The 14,046-nt window shown below is 52.4% G+C and carries 12 protein-coding genes; 1 reads left to right on the forward strand and 11 read right to left on the reverse strand.

The features are described 5' to 3' along the window. Positions 1-12: 12 nt before the first annotated feature. The 7 genes from J9260_RS10390 to J9260_RS10420 all read right to left on the reverse strand — a co-directional run bounded on the left by J9260_RS10390 (position 13) and on the right by J9260_RS10420 (position 10,040). On the reverse strand, positions 13-873 hold the full coding sequence (locus J9260_RS10390; protein ID WP_210217715.1) for an NYN domain-containing protein: 861 nt from the start codon (positions 871-873) through the stop codon (positions 13-15). Then, positions 870-1,049 (reverse strand): hypothetical protein, encoded by a 180-nt coding sequence (locus J9260_RS10395; RefSeq protein WP_210217716.1) that lies wholly within the window; start codon positions 1,047-1,049, stop codon positions 870-872. The genes J9260_RS10390 and J9260_RS10395 overlap by 4 nt, the downstream gene beginning before the upstream one ends. Continuing rightward, positions 1,049-3,388 carry a BPTD_3080 family restriction endonuclease gene (locus J9260_RS10400; protein WP_425520117.1) on the reverse strand — a complete coding sequence of 780 codons (2,340 nt, stop codon included), beginning with the start codon at positions 3,386-3,388 and terminating at the stop codon, positions 1,049-1,051. The genes J9260_RS10395 and J9260_RS10400 overlap by 1 nt, the downstream gene beginning before the upstream one ends. 9 nt (positions 3,389-3,397) lie before the next feature. Then, complete coding sequence (locus J9260_RS10405; RefSeq protein WP_210217718.1) at positions 3,398-4,096, reverse strand: DEAD/DEAH box helicase family protein; 699 nt, start codon at positions 4,094-4,096, stop codon at positions 3,398-3,400. 146 nt (positions 4,097-4,242) lie between these two features. Then, positions 4,243-7,602 (reverse strand): transglutaminase family protein, encoded by a 3,360-nt coding sequence (locus J9260_RS10410; RefSeq protein WP_210217719.1) that lies wholly within the window; start codon positions 7,600-7,602, stop codon positions 4,243-4,245. After that, a complete protein-coding gene (locus tag J9260_RS10415) occupies positions 7,603-8,562 on the reverse strand; it encodes an alpha-E domain-containing protein (RefSeq protein WP_210217720.1) in 960 nt (319 codons plus the stop codon). After that, positions 8,562-10,040, reverse strand: a complete 1,479-nt coding sequence (locus tag J9260_RS10420; RefSeq protein ID WP_210217721.1) for a circularly permuted type 2 ATP-grasp protein — start codon at positions 10,038-10,040, stop codon at positions 8,562-8,564. The genes J9260_RS10415 and J9260_RS10420 overlap by 1 nt, the downstream gene beginning before the upstream one ends. Before the next feature lie 234 nt (positions 10,041-10,274). Between J9260_RS10420 and J9260_RS10425 the strand changes: the two genes are divergently transcribed. After that, positions 10,275-11,006 carry a proteasome-type protease gene (locus J9260_RS10425; RefSeq protein ID WP_210217722.1) on the forward strand — a complete coding sequence of 244 codons (732 nt, stop codon included), beginning with the start codon at positions 10,275-10,277 and terminating at the stop codon, positions 11,004-11,006. Between the two features lie 15 nt (positions 11,007-11,021). On the opposite strand, the gene J9260_RS10430 is transcribed toward J9260_RS10425, so the two are convergent. The 4 genes from J9260_RS10430 to J9260_RS10445 are packed head-to-tail and all read right to left on the reverse strand — an operon-like array spanning position 11,022 to position 14,042. Next, positions 11,022-11,756 carry a UDP-2,3-diacylglucosamine diphosphatase gene (locus J9260_RS10430; protein ID WP_210217723.1) on the reverse strand — a complete coding sequence of 245 codons (735 nt, stop codon included), beginning with the start codon at positions 11,754-11,756 and terminating at the stop codon, positions 11,022-11,024. 12 nt (positions 11,757-11,768) lie between these two features. Further along, a complete protein-coding gene (ychF, locus tag J9260_RS10435) occupies positions 11,769-12,863 on the reverse strand; it encodes a redox-regulated ATPase YchF (RefSeq protein WP_210217724.1) in 1,095 nt (364 codons plus the stop codon). Positions 12,864-12,882: 19 nt separating this feature from the next. Next, positions 12,883-13,458 carry an aminoacyl-tRNA hydrolase gene (pth, locus tag J9260_RS10440; RefSeq protein WP_210217725.1) on the reverse strand — a complete coding sequence of 192 codons (576 nt, stop codon included), beginning with the start codon at positions 13,456-13,458 and terminating at the stop codon, positions 12,883-12,885. 11 nt (positions 13,459-13,469) lie between these two features. Then, entirely contained in the window at positions 13,470-14,042 is a 573-nt protein-coding gene (locus J9260_RS10445; RefSeq protein WP_210217726.1) for a 50S ribosomal protein L25/general stress protein Ctc, read from the reverse strand. Positions 14,043-14,046 lie beyond the last annotated feature (4 nt).

The following is a 14,046-nucleotide window of genomic DNA, read 5'->3' on the forward strand; positions in this document are numbered from 1 at the left end:
ATGTATATCCAATCAGGAATCTGATGCAGCAGATGTTTTGTCATTAGGTCTGGGCAGGCCAGACTGCAATCCGTCTATATGCTCGAACAAGTCGTCATTGATCTGCTGCCACATAGGATCAAGGATGAACTCCAGTCCCTCCCGACGGGCAAGTTTGGAAGCAGGCACGAAATCGCTATCGCCTGCCACCAGCACGATGGTATCTGCCTGCCTTTTCAGGGTAATGCTCGCAATGTCCACCCCGATACGCATATCAACGCCCTTTTGCCGCAATCCCAGAGTGACAGACTTGCTATCCATTGCTTGCCAGAAGTCGTATAACTTGACCAGATTCTCCGCATCACTGGGACTTAGGTGCAGAGTTATGCTGCCATCGCCGTTGGCATTTTCCTGTCTGGCTTGTTCGATGCTTTGTAAGACATCCAGATGTTGCCGTGTACGCAGCAATTTCTTGGTCAATGCAGGATTAATGATCCAGTCATGATCCCGTGACACTTTGCCAAGCCGTAAAGCCAGTTTGCGTTCTTTGCGCAATAACTCAAACAGTGTTGTCCTGAAGCGGGCAACCTCTGATTTGCCGAAGTCAATCTGGCGGTTGTCCAGCGGATGGTGTGCCTTGCCATCATAGGGATGGGCATCATAGAAAAAGATACGGTACACGTGTTGTATCCAGTTTTTCTGATCACCTTTGTGCCCATTTGTATTTTTGGGATCGCCCGTGCCGGTCAGGCGCTGGATATGGTTGCGGCACATATTGCGGATGCAGGCCACGACTTTTTCCGGTGTATCCCGCTTTTGTTCAGGAACCAGATGGGCAAGGCGTTTCAAGAAAAAACCGCCGTCGATGAGGATTGCGATACGGCTTTTATTCATCTTTCCACCATTGCAGTGGAAATATCACCAGACATAAAAAAGCCCCAGGGGTTCGGTACTCGCTCGGAATAGGTGAGCGGACTTACTGCCAAGGGGCGGATGTGCTTCACATTATGGTAAAGTTTTCTTTTACTAGCAAGGCTATTATTGCCTAACGGCATAGAAAAATTTGTCATCAAACAGTTCCTTGAATGGCTGCTTTAGCCAGTATTTTGTCGAATTCCGTTGCTATCTTCTGCGCGAAATCTTCTTCCATTCCCCACACGTCGCCAAATTCGGCAAACGCCCAGCGCCCGTAACGCTTGAGGTTGTTGACTCCCGGAACCCAGTAGTTTTCCATCGTCGCCTTCTTTTCCTTGGCATCTTCGCGCCGGTAGCCCTTGATCTCGACGATCAGGTGCAGCGGGTCGGCTTGCCCGTCATCCACCAGTACGATGAAATCGGGGATGTAGGTGCGCCGCGTGGAGCCATATTGGTAGGGCGCTTCCAGTCCCAGATTGTGGTTCTTCACATAGGCTTTGACACGCGGGTGCGCTTCCACCACCCGGCAGAATTCGCCCTCCCAATCGCTGTCGAGGATTGCCCAGTTGACGTGGCAATGCTGCGGGCTGGTTTCCCAGCGGTCGGTTTTGGCGGTGTGAAAACTGACGTGCGCGGTGGAGCCGGTCGGGTTGTAAGCATCCAGCATGGCCTTGACCGGGCGTTCCCCGACCATTGCCCGCGTGATCCCGGCAGTGATGCGCTCGCAAGCCATGTCCGCCAGTTCCTGATACATCAGTTGCGCCGGGTACGTGCCGCCCTTGCACACCAGATAGCCATCCAGCCATTGCTTGGCGATGCGCTTGAGTTGCCCGAACAAATGCAGTTTCGGTTCTTCGCCGGGGTCGCGCCACTTGGTGTACAGCAGCCGTTTGGTCAGGTTCATCAACAGGGTGGAATGGCGCATGTCGCCCAGATGTTTGAGGTTCAAATCCACCGCTTCGCCAATAATGCCGGAATTGCGGGTAATGGATGGCCCCACCAGTGCTGGGGTCAGTTCCAGCAGCGAATCTGCGTTGAAGGTGGCGCTGAGGCGTTCTTCCGGCAATTCGACCCGGTAGCCTTCCACCCGTGGGAAGGTGATAGCCAGTGGGTTGCGTGCCGGGCTGATCGCCTTGACGTGGATGATTTGGCGCGGCGGTTGCGGTTTCACCACCACCGGCTTGGCAGTGAAATCAAACGGAATGCCCAGCACGTCGGCATATTCCACGTTGAACAGGCCATCCGCATTCAGCTCATACGACTGGCGGCGCAAGGCACGGCCTATCACCTGTTCGCACAACAATTGCGTGCCGAAAGCACGAACCCCCAGCACATGCGTGACGGTGTTGGCATCCCAACCCTCGGTGAGCATCGAAACCGACACCACGCAGCGGATGGATTCACCCAGCCGCCCTTGCTTGCCCACCGTGTTCATGACCTCGCGCAGCAAATCCTGATCGGTGATGTTTTCCGCGCCCTTGTGGTCGCCACGCTCGCGCATGTCGTAGCGGAAACGTTCGATTTCATCGCCTGCCATGCTGCGGAAATTAGTATCCAGTGCATCACCAGATTCGAGTTGCTCGCTGTCGATCAGCAGGGTATTGGGACGTGGCAGCGGGTTGCCATGTGCGTCGTAGTTCCTGAACAGTGCCAGCCGCCCGTTTTCCAGACTGCTGGAACCGTCATCATTGTCACGCTGGAAACCGGAAATAAAGTCATACACCAGCTTGGAAGTGGAGGTGTTATTGCACACCACAATGAAACAGGGCGGGACGGTGATGCCACTCTCTTGCCACAAATGGAAGGTTTTTTCGTAATGCCCGTACAGGGCTTCGAGTGCGGTTTGCAATTCCACTGGCAGGCTGAGCGGGTCAAGGGTATTGGCTTTGCCCCTGCCTTTTTTCGGCATCCGGGTGCGGATATGCGTCCACAAATCGCGGAACTTGGGCATTTCGCCGCCGGGGATATTGTCCGACACCGGCACGCGCGGCAGTTTGACAATGCCGCATTCAATCGCATCCATCAGCGAAAAGTCGCTCATTGTCCACGGGAACAGCGTGCCTTCGGCATAACCAGAACCGCGCAGGAAAAACGGTGTGGCGGACAAGTCCATCACCCGCAGCACACCCAGCTTGCGCTTGACCGCTTCCAGCCCGGAAATCCACAGGCGGGCAGCTTCGTTGTTTTTCTGTGCCTCGGTTTTATCCTCACCCTTCAAGGCACTGAGGTCATCTTCGCCCGGTTTTTCGCGGTAGCAATGGTGCGCTTCGTCATTCAGCACCATGATGTTTTTCATGCCCATCAGTTCCGGCATGACCCGCTGCAACATCTGGCCTTCGGTTTCCTGTGTGTTGAGCGGCTCGCCCTTGCGCCCCTGAAGCAGCAAGCGCCCGCCTTTGGAAAGCTCCATGCGTTCGCGCAGCTTGAAGGCGTGATAGTTGGTAATGACAATTTTGGCGCGTTCCAGATCGGGCAACATGTCGCCGGGAACCAGTTCACGGCTCTAGTAATAGCTGTACGGGTCATTGGGTTGCAACACTTGCAAGCGGTCACGGATGGTCAAACCCGGTGCGACAATCAGGAAACCACGGGTGAAACGTTTGCTGTTGGGGTAACGTACCGCATTGATGGTTTGCCACGCGATCAGCATCGCCATCACGGTCGTTTTGCCTGCCCCGGTCGCCAGTTTCAGCGCCAGCCGCAGCAGTTCGGGGTTGGCTTCCTGATTCGCACCTTCCAGATGATCCAGAAAATAGCGGCCTTTGTTGCCAGAAGACGGGGCGACTTCCAGCAGCCAGATAGCGGTTTCGACAGCTTCCACCTGACAGAAAAACGGGCGGATGCTATTGAATTCGTGGGAACGCCAATGTTGCAGCAAGCGAGCGGTTTCCGGTGTCACCTTCCAGTCTTTGGGCGGAAGTTTGCGCCAGTCATCTACATACTTGCGCAATTCATTGATTAGCGACGTGGGGTCGTATTTTTGCCCCTGACTTGCTAGCTCTGGTATATCAAACAGTAAATCTTGCTGGAGCGCGGCATCCTTGCGCTTTTTGGGCTTGGGGATCGGGGTAATGAAGTCGGCACGACGACGGTGTGTGAGGATTTGTTGGGTGGGCTGCCCCTGGTCATCCAGTTCCCAGTGGCGGGAAGGGTAGGCATAGGGTGAATTCAGAATGGGGTGTTCAAAGAAGAGGTTTTGCATCCGTAAGATTCCTGCCCGACCCTAGAGTTATGGGGCAGGGATTCTACGTTGGAATGTATGTAAATGCACGTTTAGTAAAGATTGATTAACTCGATTATCGGGCATATGGAATGACCATATGCCCGTTTGGCAAGAATATTTCCTTCTTATGATCGCCGCAAATCCAACGTATACGGATAATCCGCATTCACCTCTTCCACCGGCGGACTCATCGGTTGCGGCTTCGCCCCGTGCTCATAGAACGCCCGCGTCGCTTCCGACAAGAACTTCGGCTCAATTACACCCGGCGTGTGTTCTTCACGGAAACGCGAGAAGCGGCGGCTTTCGGCTTCATAGGCATTCACTGGGAACACTTCGGGGTTACGCCCGCCCGGATGCGACACATGGTAACTACAACCGCCTACCGAACGCCCGTTCCAAGTATCAATAATGTCGAACACCAGCGGCGCGTGAATCCCAATGGTCGGATGCAACGCGGAAGGCGGCTGCCAAGCACGGAACCGCACTCCAGCGACATACTCACCCTTTACGCCGGTTGCTTTCATCGGCACGCGCCGCCCATTACAGGACACCACGTAACGCGAATCGGTCAGGCCGTTGATTTTCACCTGTACCCGCTCCAGCGACGAATCCACGAACCGCGCTGTGCCTGCACTGCTTAACTCTTCGCCCAATACATTCCAAGGCTCCAGCGCAGCACGAATTTCCAGCTCAATACCGCAGTATTGCACCCGCCCATACACCGGAAAACGGAACTCATGGAACGGCGCGAGCCACTCCAACTGGAACGGATACCCCGCCGCCTGCAAATCGCTACACACATCCTTCATGTCTTCCCACACGTAATGCGGCAACATGAAACGGTCGTGCAACGCCGTGCCCCAACGCACCAAACGATGCGCATACGGCGTGTTCCAGAAACGCACCATCAGGGTACGGATCAGCAACATCTGTACCAGCGACATCCGCGCATGAGGCGGCATTTCAAAGCCACGGAATTCCAGCAAGCCTTGGCGACCGCTGAAAGAATCCGGCGAATACAGCTTGTCGATACAGAACTCGGCACGATGCGTATTACCGGTAATATCAATCAGCAAGTTACGCAGCAAACGGTCAACCAACCAAGGCTGATCATTGTGCCCCTGCGGCATTTGCTGGAACGCGATTTCCAGCTCATACAAACTCTCATCCCGCGCCTCATCCACCCGTGGGGCTTGGCTGGTCGGGCCAATAAACATGCCAGAAAACAGGTAAGAAAGTCCGGGATGATGCTGCCAAAACGTCAACAAACTGCGCAATACATCCGGCTGGCGTAAGAACGGGCTGTCGCTTGGCGTAGCCGCGCCCAAGGTAACGTGATTGCCGCCACCTGTGCCGGTATGCCGCCCATCCAGCATGAATTTTTCCGCGCCCAAGCGTGACAAACGCGCTTCTTCATACAGCACTTCGGTATTGTGAACCAATTCTTCCCACGTCTTCGCCGGGTGAATATTCACCTCAATAACGCCCGGATCAGGTGTGACCTTGAACGACTTCATGCGCGGATCAGACGGCGGCTCGTAACCTTCCAGCAAAATCGGCATCTTCAATTCAGCAGAGGTCTTTTCCAGCGTCGCGATCAAATCCAGATAATGCTCAAGGAAATGCAACGGCGGTAAGAACACATGCAAGCGTCCTTCACGCGCCTGCACGCACAAGGTAGTACGCGGTACTTCACGCCATTCCTTCACCATCGTCTTAGTCGCATCGGCGTGCTGCAAAGTTGGTTCAGGCGGGGCAACATACGCGCTATAACGCTGTTCGACTTCACCGTGGAAATCCGACAACGGTGGGCGGTCTTCAAACGGGCAAGGCTGCGCCTCGACTTCGCGCTCATCTTCCGCAGTCCAAGGCAAGCTATCCAGCGGTAAACGGTAGCCCATCGGTGAATTACCGGGAATCAAATACATCGCCTCGCGACGGAATTCCCACTTAGCACTTGACCAAGCCAATGCCACGCTGTCCCAACGCAACGGCAGCGCGTAACCCGTAGCGACATCCAGCCCTTGCTGCAACGCCAGCACCAAGTCATTGCGGTGGCGGCTATCACGCAAATTCAACGTCAACCAATCCACATTGGCTGGCTGGCTGGCCTCCTTCCACAAGTAATACAAGCGGTCTTCGTAACCCGGCGTAATGTATTTGTGATCTAACCCCAAATGCGCACACGCGGTTTCCATAAAGCGTTTCGCATCGGCATCGGTAAAGCCGTAATCCTTTTGGTCATCCGCCACGAGGCTAGGGTCTTTCCAAATTGGCAAGCCATCCGGTCGCCAGAAACAGCCCAACGCCCAACGCGGGAACGGTTCACCCGGATACCATTTACCCTGCCCGAATTGCAGCACGCTACCCGGCGCAAACACTTTTTGCATCCGCCGGAACAACACACCCGCGCGTTCGCGTTTGTGTTCACCCAAGGCAGCAGTGTTCCACTCCGCTCCATCCATATCGTCGATGGAAACAAACGTCGGTTCGCCACCCATCGTCAAGCGCACATCGCCACGCACCAAGTCGGCTTCGACCTGATTACCCAACGCCAGCACATCCGCCCATTGCTCATCCGAATACGGCTTGGTCACACGCGGGTCTTCAAGAATCCGGCGCACATTATTGTGGAAATCGAACTCGACTTCGCACTTATCGGTGAAACCATCAATCGGCGCGGCACTACCCGGCGAAGGCGTACACGCCAACGGAATATGTCCTTCCCCAGCAAATAAACCGGAAGTCGGGTCAAGCCCTACCCAGCCTGCACCCGGCAGATAAACTTCCGTCCAAGCGTGCAAGTCGGTGAAATCCGCCTCAGGGCCACTGGGGCCATCAAGGGCTTTTTCATCAGCGGTCAATTGCACCAAATAACCCGACACGAACCGCGCCGCCAAACCCAAATGCCGCAAAATCTGCACCAGCAACCACGCCGAATCGCGGCACGACCCGGTTTTCTTGGTCAGGGTTTCCTGACAGGTTTGTACCCCCGGCTCAAGGCGGATGTTGTAACCAATATCCCCCTGCAAACGGCTATTAATCGCCACGAGGAACATCACGGTATTAGGCTGTTTGAAATCTACGCCTTTCAACCATTCCTGAAGCAACTCGCCGTCTTCCATCACTTCCAGATACGGAACCAGCTCTTTTTGCAGGGTTTCATCGTATTTGAACGGGAATTTCTGCGCGTACTCTTCCAAAAAGAAATCGAACGGGTTGATGCGCACCATATCGGCGACCACATCAACTTCCACGCTGAATTCCGTCGTTTTTTCCGGGAATACCAAGCGTCCCAACCAGTTACCAAACGGGTCTTGCTGCCAGTTGATGTAATGCTGTTCCGGCTTGATTTTCAAGGAATACGCCAAAATTGGCGTGCGCGAATGCACCGCCGGACGCAACCGCACCACATGCGGCGACAAACTTACCGGACGGTCAAATTTATACCCGGTGTAATGGTTTAAAGCGACGTGAATACTCATTTAAAGCCCTTGTGATTGCTGTTGTCCGGCGTGATCCGGGTAAAACCATGTCTTGGCAATCTCGGTATGCAACATACCCAGCTCGCTCTGCAAATAGTCCATCAAGGTGTGAACCTTTTCTGCCGGAATCGCGCCAACATCTTGCGCTTGTGAATGTTCCAGCACCCGATACGCCATCGTCATCGGCATTTCAGGATCGGGCAAGTAGCGCATCCGGCGACTCATGGCAGCCAGTGAATAGCTAACCGAGCCGGGGAACACCGTATCATTCATTAAAAAGCGCATCACGCTCGCGCCTTCAACCCGTGAATGGATATGCTGCAAATACATCTGCCGCGCACTCAAGGCTTGCAACAAGTTTGTCCACAATATGCCGTCGTACTTGCGTAGCGTATCGCTACGATCATCCGACAACAGCAAGGATGTCATTTCCAGAATCCGGCTGGTCATGTCGGTGCGTTCCAGATGCTTGCCGATTTGCATGAAATCGAAGCTGTGGTCGCGGCTCATGTGACTATCCAATGCACCACGGATGCACTGGCAATGTTTCATCACTTCACGCAAGAAAATCTGGCGGGAATAACGATCAGAAATACGCGGCAAACTATTGGCCATCAGCAAATGAATCTGGTTGGCTTGTTCCCAGATTTCTTCCGGCAACACATCCAGCGAGGTACGCACGTTTTCACGCACGTTCGCCAAGGACGTTGCCAGCGACGACGAATTGTTAGTATCCGCAATCAGGAATTGCATGATATTGGCTTCATTGCCTGATTGATAATGCTCGCTGAAGACCTTTTCGGCATTGAACAAGCGAATCAGGGTAAACCAGTTGATTTCCATGCGCCCCGGCAAATCCATCAACAATGAGGTATGCACGTTGATTAGGCGGGCGGTTTTTTCGGCACGCTCCAAATAACGCGCCATCCAGTAAACACGTTCAGCTACACGGGATAACATCAGACTTCCTCCCCTTCCTGCACATCGCCCACAATCCAAGTGTCTTTACTGCCGCCACCTTGCGACGAATTCACCACCAACGAACCTTCCACTAATGCCACACGGGTCAAACCGCCCGGTGTTACAAAAATATCCTTACCGCTGAGGATGAACGGGCGTAAATCCACATGACGCGGGGCAATCTTGATACGTTCTTGATTCGGGGTTTCGCACGAAGTCGGCGTGACCGACAAGCTCAAGGTCGGCTGGGCAATGTAATTGTTAGGGTCTTCCTGAATCAGCTTGCGGAATTCCTCGACTTTTTCGGGCGTGGAATGCGGCCCCACCAACATGCCGTAACCACCGGATTCATTGGCGGGTTTCACCACCAATTCTGCTAGGTGTTCCAGCACGTAAGCACGGTCTTCGTCACGACGGCACACGTAGGTCGGCACATTCGGCAAGCTCGGCTCTTCGCCAAGATAGTAGCGAATCATGTCCGGTACGTAGGCATAGATGACTTTATCATCTGCCACGCCACATCCCGGTGCATTGGCGATGGCAACCTTGCCCTCTTTCCATGCACGCATAATACCGGGAACACCAAGCATCGAATCTTCACGGAACACTTCTGGGTCGATGAAATCATCATCAATGCGGCGGTAAATCACGTCAACGCGCTCTAAGCCCTTGATGGTTTTCATGTAGACATAATTGTCGTTGCCCACCACCAAATCCGCGCCTTCCAGCAACACCAAACCCGCTTGTTGCGCGAGGAAAGCGTGTTCAAAGTAAGCCGAGTTGTAGATACCGGGGGTCATTAGCGCGATGGTCGGGTCGTCCAGATCAGGGCGTAATGAGGCGAGCATTTCGTACAATTGCGCAGGGTAATTACTCACCGGGCGAATCGGCAGAGTGTTAAAAATTTCCGGTAAGACGCGCTTGGTAATATTGCGGTTTTCGAGCATGTAAGCCACACCTGAAGGTACGCGCAAATTGTCTTCCAACACGTACAACACGCCATCGCTGTGACGCACCAAATCGGAACCGCAAATATTTGCCCAAACACCGTGCGGCGGAGTCATGCCAATGCACGCTTGGCGATAACCTTTCGATTGCAGCACGATGTCAGCGGGCATTACGCCGTCTTTAAGGATTTTTCCGCCGTTGTAGATGTCCTGAATGAACATATTTAGTGCGCGGATGCGTTGCTTCAGCCCTATTTCGGTGCGATCCCATTCCGTCGCGGGGATAATGCGCGGAATAATGTCGAACGGCCAAGCTCGGTCAATGTTGCCCGCATCGCTATAAACCGTGAAGGTTATACCCATTTCACGGATAACAGCCTCGGATTCCTGCACACATTGGCGAAAACGTTCGGGGGTAAGGTGACGTAGGTACTCGACCAGCTTGTAACTGGCCTCACGCGGCTGATGCAGCGCAGCAATCAGTTCGTCATACAACGAACCGGGATCATATTGATTCCATTCTTTTTTCATAGACTTGTTCCGGTCATGAGTCGATGTTGTAAATAGCGGCTGTCAACAGCCTGCAAACCTTATTGTTAGTATTCACCTAGCAAGATTCATGCCCAATACTTTCAACTAACAGACGCTGCGGAGTGTAGTACAAGCGGACTATTCGCGTTTCCGGTAAAAACAAACGCAATAGAACATTGACCTAGCACGCAGACTCTAATAAGTTTAGTTAACTTTAAATCACCCTGAGTTGATATGACATACTGTATAGGCATTTCCCTAGACGCGGGGCTTGTATTGACCTCTGACTCCCGTACTAATGCGGGCATTGATCATGTAAGCACCTACAGCAAAATGCATCGCTGTGAGACAAATCCAGATCGCTGTTTGGTCATTATGAGTGCGGGCAACCTTGCGACGACGCAAGCGGTTATCCAGCAAGTCCGACGCGACGTACAAGAAGGAATGCCACGCAATGTTAATACCCTGCACTACCTCGCCGATATAGCGGAATATCTGGGCGATGTGCTGGTTGCTAAAATTCGCAAGCATACCGAGCAAACGGGTTTTATTCATGATGCCACCCTCATTCTTGGTGGGCAAGTACTGGGGCGCAATCCCAATATTTACATGATATACCCACAAGGCAATTACATTACCTCGTCTGACGATACCCCGTATTTACAGATTGGTGAAAGCAAGTACGGCAAACCGGTCATGGATCGCTTTATTACCCGCGATACCTCACTGGAAGATGCCGCCATTTGCTCATTAATTTCTATGGATTCCACCATGAAAAGTAATGCCAGTGTGGGGCCGCCGATTGAAATGCTGATTTACCCACGGGATCAATTCCGTGCGCCACGTCATTACCGTCTTGATGCTGATAACCCGTATTTATTGTCAGTACGTCACGAATGGGCTAACCAGTTGAATAATGCGTTTCGTTCGATGCCACGTTTAGAGAATCATGGCTTAGTCATCTGATTTCACGCTTTAATATCAAGATTCCAGCACCATTGAGCTGGAATCCACCCTCAAATAGCTTATTTTGTCATCATGCCAATCGCCCAATACTACCCGTTGCGCGATGCGGCTGTCGTCGTGAATTCGCAAATCGTGAATCGCCGGACGGTGCGTATGACCATGAATCATCCGTATAACGCCGTGTGTCTGCAAGGTTTCCACGACGAACTGCGGATTTACGTCCAAAATCTCGGTTTTTTTATGTTGCATCGCTTGGCGACTTTGTTCGCGCATGGCTTCCGCCTGACGGATACGCTCTGCTAAAGGTAATGCTAAAAACTGCGCCTGCCACTGCGGGTTACGAAATAACTGACGTACTTTTTGATAATCCACATCATCTGTACACAACGTATCGCCGTGCAACAACAACGTTGGCGTACCGTACAAATCAATCACGCAGTACTCAGGTAACAACCTACAACCCGTTGCCTGAGCAAACCCCTCGCTCACCAAAAAGTCACGATTGCCGTGTAAAAAATACAGCGCGACACCCGACTCATTGAGACGTTGCAAGGCATCAATAACCGACTGGAAAACAGCGGTAGATGGCGTGTTTAACGCATCGTCACCCACCCAGTATTCAAAAAAATCACCGAGGATGTACAACGCTTCAGCATCATCAGCAATACTTGCCAGAAAATCCACGAACAACTGCACAATCGCAGGCGTATTTGCGTCTAAATGCAGATCTGAAACAAACCAAGTTGCCAATGCGAATTCCGCTTAAACGTTAAACAGGAAGTTCAACACATCGCCGTCTTTCACGATGTATTCCTTGCCTTCCGCACGCATTTTCCCGGCTTCTTTCGCGCCCTGCTCACCTTTGTAAGCAATGAAATCTTCATACGCAATGGTTTGCGCACGGATAAAGCCGCGCTCGAAATCGGTATGAATCACACCCGCCGCTTGTGGCGCAGTCGCATTTTTCGGAATCGTCCATGCCCGCACTTCCTTCACCCCTGCGGTGAAATAAGTCTGCAAACCCAGCAAGTCATAACCAGCGCGAATCACCCGGTTCAAACCCGGTTCTTCCAGCCCCATACCTGCCAAAAATTCATCGCGTTCCGCATCATCTAGTTGCGAAAGCTCTGATTCCATTTCAGCACATACCGGCACAACCACAGCATTTTCGCGCTTGGCAATCTCACGCACCTGATCCAAATACGGGTTGTTTTCAAAACCGTCTTCGTTGACGTTAGCGATAAACATCAACGGCTTAATACTAATCAAGTGGAATTCACGGATGGCTAAAGCACGTTCTTCGGGAGTCATATCCATCGAGCGTGCCGAATGCCCTTCGGACAAGTGCGCGAATAAGCGTTCTGCCAAGACTTTTTGCGCAACCAAATCTTTACTACCGGATTTAGCCGAACGGGTCAGGCGATTCACCGCTTTTTCAGCCGTATCCAAATCTGCTAACGCCAGTTCGGTATTGATAGTGTCAATGTCGGAAGCGGGGTCAATCTTGCCAGCAACGTGGATAATGTCGTCGTTATCAAAGCAACGTACCACTTGCGCAATCGCATCCGTTTCGCGGATATGCGCCAGAAACTTGTTGCCCAAGCCTTCACCTTGCGATGCGCCTGCTACCAAGCCTGCGATGTCCACGAACTCCATCGTGGTCGGTAAAATTTTGATCGGCTTAACGATCGCTGCCAACGCATCCAAACGTGGATCAGGCATTGGTACAATGCCCACGTTCGGCTCAATCGTACAAAACGGGTAGTTAGCGGCTTGAATGCCAGCCTTGGTCAACGCATTGAATAATGTGGATTTACCCACGTTTGGTAAACCAACAATGCCGCACTTGAATCCCATGAGTTGTACCTGCTTATGTTTACTTAGTGTGCAGCGCGTTCATCGCCTTCTGCATCTCACCTGCTAAAATCAATTCAATCTGGTCGGCTGCCTTGTCAATCGCACGTAAAATGACGATTTCATCGTCCTGCGAAGGGCGTGACAGCACATAATCGACCACTTTATTACGGTCGCCGGGGTGTCCGATACCCAGCCGCAACCGCCAATAATCTGCACTCAAATGCGCATGGCAATCACGCAAACCGTTGTGCCCACCGTGACCACCGGCTTGTTTCAAACGCACGTCACCGGGTGCAATATCCAGCTCGTCGTGCGCTACTAAAATTTGTTCCACCGGAATTTGGTAGAAACTGGCTAACTGCTTGACGGCTAAGCCACTACGGTTCATGAACATCATCGGCTTAATCAGCCATACCGTAGTGCTACCAACTTGCAGTTTACAGACTTCACCGGAAAAACGCTTCTCGACAGCAAACTTGCCGGAGTAACGCCTTGCCAGTTCGTCAACAAACCAAAACCCGGCATTGTGCCGGGTTTTGTCGTACTGGCTACCGGGGTTGCCCAAGCCTGCGATAAGGCGGATCGGGGTTCCCATCGGTACTGACCTTAGTGAATCGCCGCGATGGCGTTATCGTGGTCTTCGCCCAGTGCCAATTGTGGCAGGCTTACGCCGTCTGGCAATTTCAGGTCAGACAAGTGCAGAATCTGGCCTTTTTCGACGTTGATCATGTCAACTTCGATAAATTCAGGCAGGTTCTTAGGCAAGCAAGACACTTCAACTTCAGACATAGAGTGGTTAACTGCACCACCCTGCTCTTTCACGCCTTTTGATGCTTCTTCGTTGAGGAAGTGCAGTGCAACGTGAACGCGAATTTCTTGGTCATCACTGATGCGCTGTAAGTCAGCGTGCATAATGATTGGCTTGGCTGGATGGCGTTGCAGGTCACGCAGAATCACTTGCTCTTTACGATCACCGAAATCAACGGTAATGATCTGTGAGTAAAATGCTTCTTCTTGCAGGTTACGAATCATTTCATTGTGGCGTAATGAAATGGATTGTGCTTCACCACCTGCACCGTAAATAACGGCAGGAACCATACCAGTATGACGCAGGCGGCGGCTCGCACCCTTACCCTGCAATTCACGTGTTTGCGCTTGCAAAACGTATTTCTTAGACATGTTG

It is taken from the genome of Thiothrix unzii (assembly GCF_017901175.1).
GTDB classification, from domain to species: domain Bacteria; phylum Pseudomonadota; class Gammaproteobacteria; order Thiotrichales; family Thiotrichaceae; genus Thiothrix; species Thiothrix unzii.

Bases quoted from the DNA above. Each gene is read 5' to 3' on its own strand.
- pth (WP_210217725.1), bottom strand. From the start codon at position 13,458: ATGGGAACCCCGATCCGCCTTATCGCAGGCTTGGGCAACCCCGGTAGC.
- ychF (WP_210217724.1), bottom strand. From the start codon at position 12,863: ATGGGATTCAAGTGCGGCATTGTTGGTTTACCAAACGTGGGTAAATCC.
- J9260_RS10405 (WP_210217718.1), bottom strand. From the start codon at position 4,096: ATGCAAAACCTCTTCTTTGAACACCCCATTCTGAATTCACCCTATGCC.
- J9260_RS10425 (WP_210217722.1), top strand. From the start codon at position 10,275: ATGACATACTGTATAGGCATTTCCCTAGACGCGGGGCTTGTATTGACC.
- J9260_RS10415 (WP_210217720.1), bottom strand. From the start codon at position 8,562: ATGTTATCCCGTGTAGCTGAACGTGTTTACTGGATGGCGCGTTATTTG.
- J9260_RS10395 (WP_210217716.1), bottom strand. From the start codon at position 1,049: ATGACAAATTTTTCTATGCCGTTAGGCAATAATAGCCTTGCTAGTAAA.
- J9260_RS10410 (WP_210217719.1), bottom strand. From the start codon at position 7,602: ATGAGTATTCACGTCGCTTTAAACCATTACACCGGGTATAAATTTGAC.
- J9260_RS10420 (WP_210217721.1), bottom strand. From the start codon at position 10,040: ATGAAAAAAGAATGGAATCAATATGATCCCGGTTCGTTGTATGACGAA.
- J9260_RS10390 (WP_210217715.1), bottom strand. From the start codon at position 873: ATGAATAAAAGCCGTATCGCAATCCTCATCGACGGCGGTTTTTTCTTG.
- J9260_RS10445 (WP_210217726.1), bottom strand. From the start codon at position 14,042: ATGTCTAAGAAATACGTTTTGCAAGCGCAAACACGTGAATTGCAGGGT.